We start from the raw sequence: 15696 nt of genomic DNA, 5'->3' as shown, positions 1-15696 counted from the left end.
TGGCTTTTCTCTTTGTACTTTTAGCAATTAACCGCCAATCTATCCTCGGTGCTGAATGTGACAGCGCTGTCATGAAAGGCGGTGGAGGGTTTGCCGAAAGGAGTGCCGATTAAAGCACGGCGGTGCGACAAATTCGTGACGAAGGCGCGGATATCGGCCATATGGCGGAGAGCTTGAAGAAGATTTGGGGATGTCATGGAACTGTCACACAGGGAGCATAAAGTTCGCCTTGTCAAAAATTTGTCATTCCCCAACCATGTTCTCTGGAGGACATATGAAGCTGGTCAAGACTGCCGTAGCAGGCATCGTTTCGATGGTCGTAGCGGGTACTGCGTTCGCGGCGGAAATTACCGGTGCAGGCGCCTCGTTCCCGGCGCCCGTGTATTCCAAATGGGCAGACGCCTACCAAAAAGCAACGGGTAACAAGGTCAACTATCAATCGATCGGTTCGTCGGGCGGCATCAAGCAAATCGGCGCCAAGACCGTTGATTTCGGTGCCTCGGACGCTCCGCTGAAGGACGAAGAACTGGCCAAGGGCAACCTGGTCCAGTTCCCGACCGTGATCGGCGGCGTGGTGCCTGTGATCAACCTGCAAGGTGTGAAGCCGGGCGAACTGACCATCACGGGTGACGTGCTGGCCAACATCTACCTGGGCAAGATCAAGAAGTGGGATGATCCGGCCATCAAGGCGCTGAACCCGAAGGTTTCGCTGCCGAGCCAGGACATCCTGCCGGTGCGCCGCGCTGACGGCTCCGGCACGACGTTCATCTTCACGAACTACCTGTCGAAGGTCAGCCCCGACTGGAAGAGCACCGTGGGTGAAGGCACCACCGTCAACTGGCCGGGTGGCGGCACGGGCGGCAAGGGCAACGAAGGCGTGGCCGCCTTTGTGCAGCGCCTGAACGGCGCCATCGGCTACGTCGAGTACGCCTACGCCAAGCAGAACAAGATGACCCACCTGGTCATGAAGAACGCTGCTGGTGAAGTGGTGCAGCCGAGCGACGACGCGTTCAAGGCTGCTGCTGCTGGCGCCGACTGGAACAAGTCGTTCTATCAGATCCTGACGAACCAGTCGGGCAAGGGTGCATGGCCGATCGCCGGCGCCACCTTCATTCTGGTCCACAAGACCCAGGACAAGGCTGCGCAAGGCCAGGAAGTGCTGAAGTTCTTTGACTGGGCCTACAAGAGCGGTGGCGCGATGGCCACGGACCTGGACTACGTGCCGCTGCCGGAAGCGGTCGTGAACCAGATCCGCGCCACGTGGAAGCAAAGCGTCAAGGACGGTTCGGGCAAGTCGCTGTACTAAGTCCCTGTACTAAGCTCTGTCTGTCAGCAGGACTTTGGCAACCCGCAGTAGTGGGTTGCTGAAAGCAAGACCTGTCGCCCGATGTCGCTGATGCGGCACAGGGCGGCGGTGCCGCGGTGGCCGGAATGGCGCCGCGGCAACCGATCCACCCAACGTTTCCCCATCATGGCGACTACGTCCGATCTCCCAGCCGTCCGGCCTCCAAGCCGTCTTGGCGACATCCTGTTCGGCGGCCTGACCCGCGGCGCCGCCATCGTGACGTTGTTGCTGCTGGGCGGCATCATCGTGTCACTGGCCATCAGCGCATGGCCGTCGATCAAGCAATTCGGCTTCGCGTTCCTGTGGACCGCCGAGTGGGATCCACCCGCCGACGTCTACGGCGCGCTCGTGCCGATCTACGGCACCGTGGTGACGTCGCTGATCGCCCTTATCATCGCTGTGCCGGTCAGCTTCGGCATTGCACTGTTTCTTACCGAGCTGTCGCCAGTCTGGCTGCGCCGGCCGCTCGGCACTGCCATCGAACTGCTTGCAGCGGTGCCGTCCATCGTCTACGGCATGTGGGGTCTGCTCGTGTTCGCGCCGATCTTCGGCGAGTACTTCCAGAAGCCGCTGTCGAATACCGTGGGCCAGTTGCCCGTGATCGGCAAGCTGTTCCAGGGTGCCCCGCTGGGTATCGGCCTGCTGTGCGCAGGCGTGATTCTCGCGATCATGATCATTCCCTACATCGCCTCGGTGATGCGCGATGTGTTCGAAGTCACGCCGGTGCTGCTCAAGGAGTCGGCCTACGGTGTGGGTTGCACGACGTGGGAAGTGATGTGGCGCGTGGTGCTGCCCTACACGCGTGCCGGTGTCATCGGCGGCGTGATGCTCGGCCTGGGCCGTGCGCTGGGTGAAACCATGGCCGTCACGTTCGTGATCGGCAATACCAACCTGCTGGACAACGTGTCGTTGTTCTCGCCGGGTAACAGCATCACCTCCGCGCTGGCCAACGAGTTTGCCGAAGCCGGCGCTGGCCTGCACACCGCGGCGCTGATGGAACTGGGCCTGATCCTGTTCTTCATTACCTTCGTGGTGCTGGCGCTGTCCAAGCTCCTGCTGCTGCGCCTAGCCAAGAATGAGGGTGGCAAATGAACCAAGCCAGTCACACCATGTCTTCGTCGTCGATTCCGGCAGTTCGCCCTGATGCGGACGTCGTGCGCGGCCGCCTGCAGAACAGCCGCCGCCGTATCAACCTGATTGCACTGGCTGCCTCGCTGGGCGCCATGATCTTCGGCCTGTTCTGGCTGGCGTGGATTCTCTGGACCACGATCACGCTGGGTGTGGGCGGGTTGTCGATCGACCTGTTCACCCAGATGACGCCGGCGCCGAATACCGCCGGCGGCGGTCTGGCCAATGCCATCTTCGGCAGTTTCGTGATGGTGGGCGTGGCCACGCTGATCGGCACGCCGCTGGGCATCCTGGCCGGTATCTACCTGGCCGAATATGGCCAGAAGTCTTACCTGGCCAGCTTCACGCGCTTCATCAACGACATCCTGTTGTCGGCGCCGTCGATCGTGATCGGCCTGTTCGTCTATGCCCTCGTGGTGACTCGCATGGGCCACTTCTCGGGTTGGGCCGGCATTTGTGCGCTGGCGCTGCTGCAGATTCCCATCGTCGTCCGCACCACCGAGAACATGCTGAACCTGGTGCCGAATGCACTGCGTGAAGCGGCCGTGGCGCTGGGCACGCCCAAGTGGAAGATGGTGCTGTCGATCACGGTCAAGTCGTCGTACGCAGGCATCATCACCGGCGTGCTGCTGGCGGTGGCACGTATCGCTGGCGAAACCGCGCCGCTGCTGTTCACTGCGCTGTCGAACCAGTTCTGGACCAGCGACCTGAACAAGCCGATGGCCAACCTGCCGGTCACGATCTTCCGCTTTGCCATGAGCCCGTTCACGGAATGGCAGCAACTGGCCTGGGCCGGTGTGTTCCTGATCACTGTTGGTGTGCTTGCGCTGAACATCATCGCGCGCATGCTGTTCAAGAAATAACCGGCACCCAGCCCGACTACCGAATTCAAGCGAGACATCAGCATGACCTCTACCGTCATCGATATTCCCGATACCGTGCGCGCCAAGATCGACGTGCGGAACCTGAACTTCTTCTACAACCAGTTCCACGCGCTGAAGAACATCAACATGTCGATCCCGGACCGCAAGGTCACGGCGTTCATCGGCCCGTCCGGCTGCGGAAAGTCCACGCTGCTGCGCACGTTCAACAAGATGTATGCGCTGTACCCGGAGCAACGCGCCGAGGGCGAGATCAACATGGACGGCACCAACCTGCTGACCAGCAAGGAAGACATTTCCCTGCTGCGCGCCAAGGTTGGCATGGTGTTCCAGAAGCCGACGCCGTTCCCGATGTCGATCTATGACAACATCGCATTCGGCGTGCGCCTGTTCGAGAAGCTGTCGCGCTCGGAAATGGACGACCGCGTGGAGTGGGCGCTTTCGAAGGCCGCGCTCTGGAACGAAGCCAAGGACAAGCTGCACCAGTCCGGCTACGGCCTGTCCGGCGGCCAGCAGCAGCGTCTGTGTATCGCCCGCGGCATCGCCATCCGCCCGGAAGTGCTGCTGCTCGACGAACCGTGCTCGGCGCTGGACCCGATTTCCACGGGCCGCATCGAGGAACTCATCGCCGAACTCAAGGACGAGTACACGGTGGTGATCGTGACCCACAACATGCAACAGGCGGCGCGCTGCTCGGACTACACGGCGTATATGTACCTGGGCGAGCTGATCGAATTCGGCGAGACCGAGAAGATCTTCATCAAGCCGCACCGGAAGGAAACCGAAGACTACATCACCGGCCGCTTCGGCTGATTCGCAGGTTAGAGGCCAGGAGAAGACCATGACTGACAAGCACCTTTCGACCCAGTTCGACGCAGACCTCAACGCCATCAATACCAAGCTGCTGCAAATGGGTGGCCTGGTGGAAGCGCAGATCGAACTGGCCATGCGCGCGCTGGCCGATTTCGACGCCGATCTGGCCGATCAGGTCATCGCCCGCGAACACCAGCTCAACGCGCTGGAAGTGGAGATCGACGCGGATTGCGGCAACATCATCGCCCGCCGCCAGCCCACCGCGCGCGACCTGCGCCTGGTGATGGCCATCTCGAAGACGATCACGAATCTTGAGCGTGCGGGTGACGAGGCCGAGAAGGTGGCCAAGCGGACCAAGCACATCATGGAAGATGCCGCCGCGCACAACATCAACTACGCGGAAGTGAAGCTGTCCGGCGAAATGGCGATCACGCTGCTGCGCCAGGCGCTGGACGCGTTCGCACGGCTCGACACCGTGGCGGCTGCGCGCATCGTCAAGGACGACAAGGCGATCGACGAGGAATTCCGCGCGTTCGTGCGCAAGCTGATCACGTACATGATGGAAGACCCGCGCACGATCTCGGTGGCGCTGGATTTCCTGTTCATCGCCAAGGCCATCGAACGCATCGGTGACCACGCCAAGAATATTGCAGAATTCATCATCTACATCGTGAAGGGGACGGACGTTCGCCACACTTCACGGGAAGACATGGAGCGCGAAGCCCTGAGCTGATAACGCGCCAGCATCGATAAGCGGAGAAAAAACTACATGCCAAGCAGTATTCTCGTTGTTGAAGACGAACCGGCAATCGCCGAGCTGATTGCCGTCAATCTCCAGCACGCGGGGCACTATCCGATCCGCGCGTACAACGCCGAGCAGGCGTTGTCACTGATGAGCGATGTCCTGCCCGACCTCGTTCTGCTGGACTGGATGCTCCCGGGCAAGTCGGGCGCCACCTTTGCCAAGGAACTGCGCACCAACGACCGTACCAAGCAGATCCCGATCATCATGCTCACCGCGCGCAGCGAGGAGCAGGACAAGGTCATGGGTCTGGAAGCCGGTGCGGACGATTACGTCACCAAGCCTTTCTCGCCCAAGGAACTGCTGGCACGTATCAAGGCGGTTCTGCGCCGCCGTGCGCCCCAACTGACCGACGACGTGGTGGCGATCAACGGCTTGCGTCTGGACCCCGCAACGCATCGCGTCACGGGGCAGGACGAGACCGGTCCGATCAAGCTGGACCTGGGTCCTACGGAGTTCCGCCTGCTGCACTTCCTGATGACGCATCCGGAACGGGTGCACAGCCGGTCGCAACTGCTGGATCAAGTCTGGGGCGATCACGTTTTCGTTGAGGAGCGCACGGTCGACGTCCACATCAAGCGCCTGCGTGCGGCACTGACGCCGGGCGGCTACAGCAACATGATCGAAACGGTACGCGGCAGCGGCTACCGGCTGGCGCGTTCGCCGAGCCACTGATCTTCGTTGTCCTGGTCGGGGGCGGTGCAGCGAGGGCCGCCCAGACCGATGTCGGATAATCCAGGCGTCATGCCACCTGCATACGCTTTCGTGGCACACTTTGTCGCAATGCGACTGCCGACCGAACCTTTTTCCCTCGCATGAATGTCATCTGGGCCCGTTCCGTGGCCATCCTCGTCAGCCTGATAGCCATTGCCGCAGGCCTGTACGCCGCGGCGGGCGCTATCACCGGCCTGCTGTTCCTTTCCGTTTCCCTGCTCCTGCTGCTGAGCTATTACCTGTTCCAGATCAATCGGCTGTGGCGTGTGCTGGATGCTCCAGCCTATGGGGAAATTCCTAGCGCGTTGGGTCTGTGGGGCGAGGTCTACTACCGCCTGCACCGGCTGGTCAAACGGTGGCGCACGCAGGTGTTGTCGGTGGAACAGCAACACACGCGATTTATCCAGGCCATCCAGGCATCGCCATATGGTGTGCTGATGCTCGATGACGCCGATCAGATCGAGTGGTGCAATGATGTGGCCGAGCAGCATTTCGGCCTGAACGCCAAGCGCGACGTGCGCCAGCGCATCACCCACTTGATACGCCGTCCGGAATTCGTTCACTATCTGACGCGCGAGCGTTACGACGAGCCGCTGGTGATGCGCGATATGGGCGAGCACAAGCGCAACATCACTTCGGTGCAGATCCTGCCCTACGGCGAGAATCGCAAGCTGGTGCTCACCCAGGACATCACCAAGGTGGAGAACACCGAGGCGATGCGCCGCGACTTCGTGGCCAATGTCTCGCACGAACTGAAGACGCCGCTCACAGTGCTGACTGGTTTCCTGGAAACCGTGCGCGACTTGCCAGTGTCGGAGGAAGACCGCAATCGCTATATCGAACTGATGCTTGTGCAGTCGATGCGAATGCAGCATATCGTCGAAGACCTGCTGGCGCTGGCCAAGCTGGAGTCGGATGCCCAGCCGCCATGCCATGAGCGCGTCAATGTGGGGGCGCTGATGGCCCATCTGGTACACGACGCGGAAGCGCTTTCGCAGGATCGCCACGAGATCCGCAGCGAGATCGACCCGGGCGTGACGGTACGCGGTGCCGAGGGCGAACTGCTGTCGGCGCTCGGGAATCTGGTGTCGAACGCGGTGCGCTACACGCCAGAGGGCGGCCGCATCGCGATCCGCATGACATACACCGACGGACATGCCGTGTTCTCGGTCAGCGATACGGGGCTGGGGATCGCCCCGGAACATATCCCGCGTCTCACCGAACGTTTCTATCGCGTGGACCGCAGCCGTTCGCGCGACACCGGTGGCACGGGCCTGGGGCTGGCCATCGTCAAGCACGTGCTGTCGCGCCACCATGCGGACCTGCGCGTGACCAGCGAAGTGGGCCGTGGCAGCACATTCCGCATCGTGTTTCCGGTGGACCGCAGCGGGTATGAAGCGGATACGACGAAGCACGCGGCGTAAAGTCTTTTTCTTTTCCCTTGTTTGCTCCCCTCTCCCACTGTGTGGGAGAGGGGAGCAAACACAATCCCTTCCGTTAGTTCCCAAACGTCGCCAGCAACTCGATCTGGCTTACCCGCTGCGCCTTGGCACGCGATGGCTTGCGTACATATTCGCCGTCGGGCTGCATGATCCAGGCGGACGCGTTGTCGCGCAGATGCACCTGCAGCCCTTCCTTGATGACCCGCGCCTTCAGCGTGCGGTCCAGTACCGGGAAGGCGACTTCCACGCGGCGGAACAGGTTGCGGTCCATCCAGTCGGCGCTCGACAGATAGAGCACGTCGTCGCCACCCGTATGGAAATAGTAGACGCGGTGGTGTTCCAGGAATCGACCGACAATCGATCGCACCGTGATGTTTTCCGATAGTCCTGGCACCCCAGGACGCAGTGCGCAGACCCCGCGCACGATCAGGTCGATCTTCACGCCTGCGCGCGACGCCTTGTAGAGCTCGTCGATGATCGTCGGCTCCAGCAGGGCGTTCATCTTGGCGATGATGCGCGCGCGCTTGCCGGCTCGCGCATGGCGGGCCTCGGCGCGGATATGGTCGATCAGGTTGCTGTGCATCGTGAACGGCGACTGCCACAGGTGGTTCAGCCGGATCGTGCCGGCCGTGCCCGTGAGCAACTGGAACACATGATGCACATCTTCGCAGACCTCTTCATTCGACGTCAGCAACCCGAAGTCGGTGTAGAGGCGTGCGGTGCGCGGATGATAGTTGCCGGTGCCAAGGTGGGCATAGCGGCGCAGCACCACCTGCTTGGCCTTGGGCCCGGCGGGTTCGCGTCTCACTACCAGCAACAGCTTCGCATGGCATTTGTGGCCGACCACGCCGTAGACCACATGGGCGCCAGCGGATTCGAGCCGTTCTGCCCAGTTGATGTTGGTTTCTTCATCGAAACGCGCGAGCAACTCCACCACGACCGTGACTTCCTTGCCGTTGCGGGCAGCGGTCATCAACGCTTCCATGACGGCCGATTCATTGCCGGTGCGATACACGGTCTGCTTGATCGCCACTACGTTCGGATCGTTGGCGGCAGCCTGCAACAGGTCCAGCACCGACGAGAAACTCTCGTACGGATGATGCAGCAGCACGTCGCGCTGCCGGATCACGTCGAACATATTGGCGCCTGGCGGGAACGCTTTCACAGGCGCCGGCACGTGCGGCGGATATTTCAGGGCAGGGCGATCCACGAGGTCGGGAATCTGCATCAACCGCACCAGATTCACCGGACCACTGACGCGATACAAGTCCTGCTCGGTCAGCCCGGATTCCAGCAGCAGGCGACGCGACAGCGCGGGCGGCGTGTCCGACGAGACTTCCAGCCGCACCATGTCGCCGAAATGGCGCGTGGGCAGTTCGCCCTGCAGGGCTTCGCGCAGGTCGGTAATGTCGTCCTCGGACACGAAGAGGTCCGAGTTGCGCGTCACGCGGAACTGATAGCAGCCCTGCACGTCGATGGCGGGAAACAGTTCGTGGACAAACGCCTGCATGAATGACGACAGCATCACGAAGCCGTATGCGTATCCGGACAGCTTTTCGGGCATGCGGACCACGCGGGGCAGGGCGCGCGGTGCCTGTACGATGGCCAGGTCAGCATTGCGGCCAAAGGCATCCTTGCCTGAGAGCTCGACGATGAAGTTCAGGCTCTTGTTGAGTACGCGCGGAAAGGGATGGGCGGGGTCCAGTGCGATCGGCGTCAGCACCGGTCCCAGTTCGCGCACGAAGAAATCATGAGCCCATGCACGCTGTGCATCGGTCCAGGTGTTCATCAGGTGAAAAAACACCCCCTCTTTCTCCAGCGCGGGGAAAATCACGTTCTGCAGCATGTCATACTGCGAGGCCACCAGCCGCTGGGTGCGCTCCGTGACAAGCTGGTAGGCCTGCTGGACCGAGAGGCCGTCGGGCGTGAGGCCCGACGCGTTATCCCGCAACTGTTCCTTCAGCCCGGCCATGCGGATCTCGAAGAACTCGTCCAGATTGCTGGACACGATGCAGATGAACTTCAGCCTTTCCAGCAACGGAACATTGGGGTCGGCGGCTTGCGCAAGAACGCGCGAATTGAATTCCAGAATGCCCAGCTCGCGGTTCAACAGCGTGCCGGGCGGTGTCGTCGACATGTCAATGACCTTATTTTGGCGATATGGCGACTTTTTCATAGAATCGTGTCAAATTGATGACACTTTGATTTTGTCATGATGTGGACATGACAGAGACATAATCTTTCAGGTTTTGGCCCCTGGGTTCCGATGGGGCTCATCCTGTGCAATACGTACGCAATGACACAAACTCCTCGCTTGCTGGCCGCCGTCGATATGGGCTCCAACAGCTTCCGCCTGATGATCGGGCGGGTGGATGAGACCCCGACCGCGTCCGGCCCGGCCAGTCAGATCTTTCAGGTCGATGCCCTGCGCGAGCCGGTGCGCCTGGCTGCTGGCCTGACGCCGGACAAATACCTCGACCAGCCCGCGCGCCGACGCGGCATCGACGCGCTGCGCCGCTTTGGCGACCGCCTGCGCGACTTCGCACCCGAGCAGGTGCGGGCCGTGGCCACCAACACGCTGCGTGTGGCCAAGAACGCCTCGGATTTCCTGATCGAAGCCGAACATGCGCTGGGTTTCCCCATCGAAGTGATCGCCGGACGGGAAGAAGCCCGGCTGATCTATCTGGGTGCCTCGCATGATGCGCCGGCTTGCCAGGGTAACCGACTCGTGGTCGATATCGGCGGTGGCTCCACCGAGTTCATCATTGGCAGCGGCTATCAATCCAAGCTGATGGAAAGCCTGTATATCGGATGCGTCTCGCATAGCCGCCAGTTCTTTCCGAGCGGCAATGTCGACGAGTATGCGATGAAGCAGGCCGAACTTGCCGCGCGTCGCGAGATTCAGGTGCTGGTGCGCCAGTACAAGTCGGCGGGCTGGCAACAAGCGGTGGGGTCCTCGGGTACGGCGCGTGCGCTGGCCGAGTTGATCGAACTCAACGGGATGAATGAGAGTCCGTCCGAGCACGGCATCACGCGGGAAGGGCTGGAGCGCTTGAAGCGCGCGCTGATCAAGGCCGAGAATACCAATCGCGTGAAGCTGACCGGCCTGAAGGCCGACCGCATTCCGGTACTGCCGGGCGGGCTGTCGATCATGCTCGGCGTGTTTGCCGAACTCGATATCGACCGCATGGACGTGACCGACGGCGCGCTGCGCCTTGGTGTGCTTTATGACTTGCTCGGACGCAGCCACCACGAAGACATGCGCACCGTGACGGTGGACCAGTTCATGCGCCGCTACGCCACGGACCGCGCGCAGGCGACGCGAGTGGGACACGCTGCGCGCGAACTCCTTGCGCAGTTTCCGGAGCCGCGCCACGAGCGCCGCGAAGACAATCTCGCCCTGCTGGGATGGGCGGCGAGCCTTCACGAGATCGGCATGTCGATCTCGCATAGCGGATATCACAAGCACTCGGCCTATATCGCCACGCACGCGGACATGCCGGGTTTCTCCAAGACCGATCAGGCGCGCCTTGCCACCCTGTTGCTGGGCCATGCGGGCAAGCTCGGCAAGCTGTCGGGCAGCGGCAGGTTCGTGGACTGGCGCATGCTGTTCAGCCTGCGTCTGGCGTTTGTTCTGTGCCGCCGGCGTGGCGACATGAAGCTGCCGGACATCCAGGTGAAGCAGCGTTCCGATGAACTCGACGAGGGCTTCGAGGTGCGTTTGCCGAAGGCTTGGATCGAGTCCAATCCGCTCGTCGAGTACAGCCTCGCGCAGGAAGCCGACGAGTGGGAGCGGGTTGGCAAGCGGTACAAGGTCGTGTACGTCTGACCTCGGCCATATCGGGAAGGGAAATGAAAAACGGCGACCGAATGGTCGCCGTTGCCGTTTCTTCGATGCCAGTGCGGCTTACTTCAAGCCCAGGAAGTGCCGTGCATAGCGCGGGTTCATATCGCGTACCCGGAGCAGCGTCAGGAAGTCTGCGACGTTGAAGTCGGGATCCCATGCGGGCAGACCGCAGATCTTCGCGCCAAGGCGCAGATAACCCTTGATCAGTGCCGGCGGTTCCACGTCGAGCGTCTGGTTCAGGTCGTCCACCGGCAGGGGCAGGCGCGGGAAAGCGTGGTATTCGATCGGCGCCAGCGACTTCTCGGCGAACTGGCGATAGAGGCTGGCTGCATAGTGGCCGCCATCGCTCATCGGCACACTGGCGCAACCCAGCATCGATTCGAGGTTGTAGCGCTGGAGATATTCGCCCAGTCCACCCCACAGCGCCATGATCACGCTGCCCGAACGATAGTCGCGATGCACGCAGGAGCGTCCCAGTTCGAGCATCTTCGGCCGCAGATGCGCCAGGCGGACGAGATCGAATTCGGATTCGGCGTAGAGGCAGCCAATGCGCTTGGCCTGGTGCGGCGGCAGTACGCGGTACGTGCCTACTACCTTGAGCGTTTCCTGATCGCGGACGATCAGGTGGTCGCAGTAGGCATCGAACATGTCGACGTCTGTTTCTGCAGACGACGAATTCAGCCGAGCACCCATTTCCTCGGCAAAGACCTTGTAGCGCAGGCGCTGGGCCTCCGTTACTTCGTCCTGGTGACGTGCCCACGCCACGCTGAAAGCAGGCGCCGAAGCTTGAATCTGGGTTTGGTGTTGTGCTGGCTGACGAGGAAGACGCCTCCGCGCCGACTGGCCGGAAAGGCCAGTGGGCAAGGAGTCGAAAAGCGGCTGGGTAGGCGTCGGAAGGTCTCGCATCAGTATGTCCTTTTGGTGACGAAACGGCTTCGAAACAATGTAGAGAGGCCGGGTGACAGCGCCGTGAACCGATGATGACCATTCCGTGACCGTCAAATCGGCAAGGGGCGCGTGTGTGTTCACCTTAGGCCACACCTGCGTTGCAGGCTATGGCCGAAATCCGAAAGTGACGATCTTGTGGCGAAACGATGACGAGCCTTCCGATGAGGCTTCGTCTCGGAAGGGGAGGACGTTCAGAGGAAATCGGGCTGGATCACTGCGCGCATCACCACCTGCGCCTCGCTCTCGCGCGTACGTCCGGCCAGCCACCAGATGCCGCTTTTCTTCACGCTCCAGTTCATTTCCTGGCCCGCCAGAAGGAGGCTGCATAGCTGGCCAATCCATGGCTGATGACCCACGATCACCGTGTGCTCGTGCCCCTGTGGCCAGTCGATGGCAGCCAGCACTGCACCCACATCGGCGCCAGGTGCAAGGGCGTCGATGATTTCCACGTTGCCCGACAGCGCGGCCGCCGTCTCGCGTGTGCGCAATGCCGGACTGCAAACCACGCGGAAGTCGGCGGGCAGGTGGGCGCGTAGCCATGCTGCCGAGGTCTCGGCTTGCTTGCGCCCGCGGCGCGTGAGAGGGCGTTGCAAATCGGCGCTGCGCGAGATGCTCAGGGCATCCGGCAAGTCTTCTGCTTCGGCATGTCGCCACAGAATCAGATTCATAAGGGAGGGAATTCCTCGGGCTTCCTTGGGTGTTTCGAGTATGGTGAGGCGTCCTGGCGGCCGCAAGATACGGCGACAAAAAACAAAACGGGCTACCCAGGGCGCATGACCCACGGGTAGCCCGTCAGTGTCGGCAGTGGCGATGTCACCCGCGTGTCAGCGGGGCATCGTCCATCAGAACCGAGCCGGCGAACTCAGGACTTGTGGCGGAAATTGATACGGCCCTTGGTCAGGTCGTACGGCGACATTTCCAGGGTGACGCGGTCACCGGCCAGGATGCGGATGCGGTGCTTCTGCATCTTGCCCGAGGCGTACGCCCAGATTTCCACACCGTTTTCCAGCGTGACGCGATAACGGTTATCGGGCAGGGCTTCCGAAACCACGCCACCAAATTCAATGAGTTCTTCCTTAGCCAATCTGTTTTCCTTTCTGGCAGCCAGCCGTGGCTGCATGAAGTTAGTGAGTATCCTGTAGGCGCCAGGGCTTGCCGTGCGGCACAGGCATCGCCGCATCGGGCGGCAGCCGCGCACAACCAAACGAAGGCAAGTCGACGGGTCAGGCTGGAGGCTAAACGCACTTCAACCGGACGGGTCAGGTAAATCGTGACGGGGCGCGGATTTCCCAGACGATTGCCTTGCCGCAAGCAGCCGCGCAAGCAAACGGCGCGGACGTGACATCACGGGGACAGCGGGCAAGGTGTTTCCGGGAAATTTCAAGCATGCCAGGCGGCGTGCTCCCGGTTACAGGGCATGCTCAGATACCCCGAACTGACGCGCGATTGTAGCACGTCGATCCCAGTTTTCGCAGGCCCGACAACGGCAGGCAGGCCATCCATCGTCATGGTTGGAAGCGGACAACTCGCCGCAATCCACCGTCTGGACGAGAAACCCGTGGTGGTTTCCGTAATGCCATTGGGGCAGAATCGCGGCGCCCGGGGGTTCCCGCGAGCATTGATATTAAAACGATACGGAATACGGGGAAAACACAATGAGCGCGATTTTCGCGTTGCTGGCCTGCATCTTTCTGGGCGCGCCGATCGAATGGTATGGCGTCGGCGCCATTTGCGCGGTCTGGGACTTGTTCAGGGCTGCCGATTTGCGCAAACAGATGCGACTGCTGGAGGCGCATATCGAGGAGCTGGAGGCGCCGGTGGTGGTGAGGAAGAGCGAGGATTTTGCGCCGCGCCTGGTGTCCTAGTAGGCCTCGCCAGGCAAAGTTCCGAGCAGTTGCGGATTGAAGCGAGAGGGGAAAAAGAAAAAAGGGCTCACGCCTTTCAGCGTGAGCCCTTTTTCAACTGCCTTTTACCACTGCAAATACTGGTCGGAGCGATAGGATTCGAACCTACGACCCTCTGATCCCAAATCAGATGCGCTACCAGGCTGCGCTACGCTCCGAAGCCGGCGATTCTATCGCGATTGTTCCTCGCAGGTCAATTGCCATTCGAAGAGATCGGATGTGGTGGTGTTGTGACGGCTGGGGCGCATGGGCGCACCCTGCTTCAGCCGGGGCTGTTTTGGCTTGACTTGGTGCGGCGCGCTGACATAATCCGCACACCGTATCGGTCCGACCCGGCGCTTCGCGCCTGGCATAGCAGTGCCCACCCGGACCTGGTCCCGATCAACAGAACAATGGCATGCCAGCAGCGCTCGCGAAGCGTTGACTGCGCCGTGCCTGAGCATTGCCCCGCCCGATGCGTGCGCATCGACGGCATTCGGGGCAACCGGACCTGCGGAAACAACACAGAACGGCCGTTCGCAGGCCGCGAAACAGAAGGCTGGCGGGTGCGTGCGGAGCGCCGGCGATGCCTTTGTGAACGGGAATGAAGATGTTTCAGTCGCAGGTGGTAGTGCTGATCGCAGGCTTGTTTGCGCTGCAGATGGCGATCGTCTGTGCCGTGTTGCGGCGCTCGGCAGGGATGGCGCGCAGCGGGCTCACGTCGTGGGCCGTCGGCGACCTGATCGTGACGCTGGCAGTGATCCTGCTGGCGGTTCATGCCTACCGGCCTGAATGGCCGGTGACGGCGTTGCCCGAGTTGGCGCTGACTGCCGGGCTTTCGATGATGGTCTATGGGACACGGCATTTCGTTGGCAAGCCAGGGCGGGGTCTGATGCTTGCCGTCCTGAACCTGCCCGGCCTTGCCGCGCTGGCGCTGCATGGGAGCCAGGGTATTGCACAGTTCGTATCGACCCGCTCATTGGCAAATGCCGGACTCTCGGCGCCGTCTGCGGTGGCTGGGTTGACGCTGGTCGCGTCGGTGGTTCAGGTGTTGCTGTTGCTCGAATTGCTGCGCGTCACAGTGCCAAGGTTGCCTGGCAAGCATGGCACCGGCCGCCTTGCGCTGCTGTCGCTGGTGCTGGTGGCGCTGACATGCGCGGTGTTGGCAGGCGCGCAGGCCTGGCCGGCACTTTCGACGCTGGTGGACGGGCATCCGCTGCCGTTGGTCGAGCAGCGCGATGGTGTCACGGTCTGGTTCGTGTTCGGGGTGGTGGGATTGTCGGTGAGTTTCGCACTGATGGCCCATGACCGGTTGCGCCGGATCATCGAGCGCCGGGCGCGCCACGATGACCTGACCGATGTGCTGTCGCGTGGCGCCTTCTGGGAAGAACTCGAAGTCACGTGCAAGCAGGCGGAACGTCAACGCGCCCCCTGTACCGTGGCGTTTATCGACCTCGACCACTTCAAGGCGATCAACGATCTCTACGGGCATCTGGCCGGGGACAGCGTGCTGCGCCACTTTGCCGGCATGCTGCGCAAGGCCGCGCCGGAGCATGCCATTCTGGGTCGCCTGGGTGGCGAGGAATTTGCGATCGTGATGCCCGACACGACGCTGGAGACTGGCCGGGCCATCAGTGTCCGCCTGAGTGCGCTGGTGCGTGGCACGCCATGTCCGTCCGATCCCGATCCTATTACCTACACAGTCAGTATCGGCATGGCGGAACGGCAGGCTGGTGAAAATGCCGATGCGGTGATGCGCCGCGCCGACCGCGCGCTCTACGATGCCAAGCAGATGGGCCGCAATTGCGTCTCGTCGCACGATACGGCCGAATCCGTCGGCATGCCGCGTCGCCCCCGCGTGCGGGAGCGCGAGTCGATCTGATCAGATTTCGG

14 protein-coding genes and 1 tRNA gene are annotated in these 15696 nt (G+C 61.8%); 10 read left to right on the top strand and 5 right to left on the bottom strand.

Going from position 1 to position 15696, the window contains the following annotated elements; translation table 11 throughout:
- Positions 1-274 precede the first annotated feature (274 nt).
- From pstS to phoR, 7 genes are all read left to right on the top strand, one after another.
- Positions 275-1306: a phosphate ABC transporter substrate-binding protein PstS gene (pstS, locus tag GA566_RS10100; RefSeq protein ID WP_160472670.1), complete on the top strand. Its 1032-nt coding sequence runs from the start codon at positions 275-277 to the stop codon at positions 1304-1306.
- A 165-nt stretch (positions 1307-1471) separates the two neighbouring features.
- Positions 1472-2437 carry a phosphate ABC transporter permease PstC gene (pstC, locus tag GA566_RS10095; protein ID WP_137924205.1) on the top strand — a complete coding sequence of 322 codons (966 nt, stop codon included), beginning with the start codon at positions 1472-1474 and terminating at the stop codon, positions 2435-2437.
- The gene (pstA, locus tag GA566_RS10090; protein ID WP_137924204.1) at positions 2434-3336 is read left to right on the top strand and encodes a phosphate ABC transporter permease PstA; all 903 of its coding nucleotides are present in this window, start codon (positions 2434-2436) and stop codon (positions 3334-3336) included. The genes pstC and pstA overlap by 4 nt, the downstream gene beginning before the upstream one ends.
- A gap of 42 nt (positions 3337-3378) precedes the next feature.
- Positions 3379-4167: a phosphate ABC transporter ATP-binding protein PstB gene (gene pstB / locus GA566_RS10085; RefSeq protein ID WP_137924203.1), complete on the top strand. Its 789-nt coding sequence runs from the start codon at positions 3379-3381 to the stop codon at positions 4165-4167.
- A gap of 28 nt (positions 4168-4195) precedes the next feature.
- Positions 4196-4900, top strand: coding sequence for a phosphate signaling complex protein PhoU (phoU, locus tag GA566_RS10080; RefSeq protein WP_137924202.1), 705 nt, complete (start codon positions 4196-4198; stop codon positions 4898-4900).
- 36 nt (positions 4901-4936) lie between these two features.
- Complete coding sequence (phoB, locus tag GA566_RS10075) at positions 4937-5644, top strand: phosphate regulon transcriptional regulator PhoB (protein ID WP_137924201.1); 708 nt, start codon at positions 4937-4939, stop codon at positions 5642-5644.
- A gap of 140 nt (positions 5645-5784) precedes the next feature.
- Positions 5785-7107 carry a phosphate regulon sensor histidine kinase PhoR gene (phoR, locus tag GA566_RS10070; protein ID WP_160472669.1) on the top strand — a complete coding sequence of 441 codons (1323 nt, stop codon included), beginning with the start codon at positions 5785-5787 and terminating at the stop codon, positions 7105-7107.
- Positions 7108-7180: 73 nt separating this feature from the next.
- Here phoR and ppk1 read toward each other — a convergent pair whose 3' ends face one another.
- Positions 7181-9301, bottom strand: a complete 2121-nt coding sequence (gene ppk1, locus GA566_RS10065; RefSeq protein ID WP_160472668.1) for a polyphosphate kinase 1 — start codon at positions 9299-9301, stop codon at positions 7181-7183.
- Between the two features lie 120 nt (positions 9302-9421).
- On the opposite strand from ppk1, the gene ppx reads away from it, so the two are divergent.
- Positions 9422-10954: an exopolyphosphatase gene (gene ppx / locus GA566_RS10060; RefSeq protein WP_137924198.1), complete on the top strand. Its 1533-nt coding sequence runs from the start codon at positions 9422-9424 to the stop codon at positions 10952-10954.
- Positions 10955-11032: 78 nt separating this feature from the next.
- On the opposite strand, the gene GA566_RS10055 is transcribed toward ppx, so the two are convergent.
- The 3 genes from GA566_RS10055 to infA all read right to left on the bottom strand — a co-directional run bounded on the left by GA566_RS10055 (position 11033) and on the right by infA (position 13004).
- Entirely contained in the window at positions 11033-11878 is an 846-nt protein-coding gene (locus tag GA566_RS10055) for a GNAT family N-acetyltransferase (RefSeq protein ID WP_137924197.1), read from the bottom strand.
- Positions 11879-12111: 233 nt separating this feature from the next.
- Positions 12112-12588, bottom strand: a complete 477-nt coding sequence (locus tag GA566_RS10050; protein ID WP_160472667.1) for a histidine phosphatase family protein — start codon at positions 12586-12588, stop codon at positions 12112-12114.
- 194 nt (positions 12589-12782) lie between these two features.
- Positions 12783-13004: a translation initiation factor IF-1 gene (infA, locus tag GA566_RS10045; protein ID WP_008641674.1), complete on the bottom strand. Its 222-nt coding sequence runs from the start codon at positions 13002-13004 to the stop codon at positions 12783-12785.
- 571 nt (positions 13005-13575) lie between these two features.
- Here infA and GA566_RS10040 point away from each other — a divergent pair.
- Positions 13576-13785 carry a hypothetical protein gene (locus GA566_RS10040; RefSeq protein ID WP_137924195.1) on the top strand — a complete coding sequence of 70 codons (210 nt, stop codon included), beginning with the start codon at positions 13576-13578 and terminating at the stop codon, positions 13783-13785.
- A 120-nt stretch (positions 13786-13905) separates the two neighbouring features.
- Here GA566_RS10040 and GA566_RS10035 read toward each other — a convergent pair.
- Positions 13906-13982 (bottom strand) — tRNA-Pro (locus tag GA566_RS10035).
- 431 nt (positions 13983-14413) lie between these two features.
- Between GA566_RS10035 and GA566_RS10030 the strand changes: the two genes are divergently transcribed.
- A complete protein-coding gene (locus GA566_RS10030) occupies positions 14414-15685 on the top strand; it encodes a GGDEF domain-containing protein (RefSeq protein ID WP_160472666.1) in 1272 nt (423 codons plus the stop codon).
- Positions 15686-15696 lie beyond the last annotated feature (11 nt).

The sequence above is a fragment of the Cupriavidus sp. SW-Y-13 genome, from assembly GCF_009793345.1.
Lineage (GTDB): Bacteria > Pseudomonadota > Gammaproteobacteria > Burkholderiales > Burkholderiaceae > Cupriavidus.
This window is presented reverse-complemented; position numbering and strand designations above follow the sequence as displayed.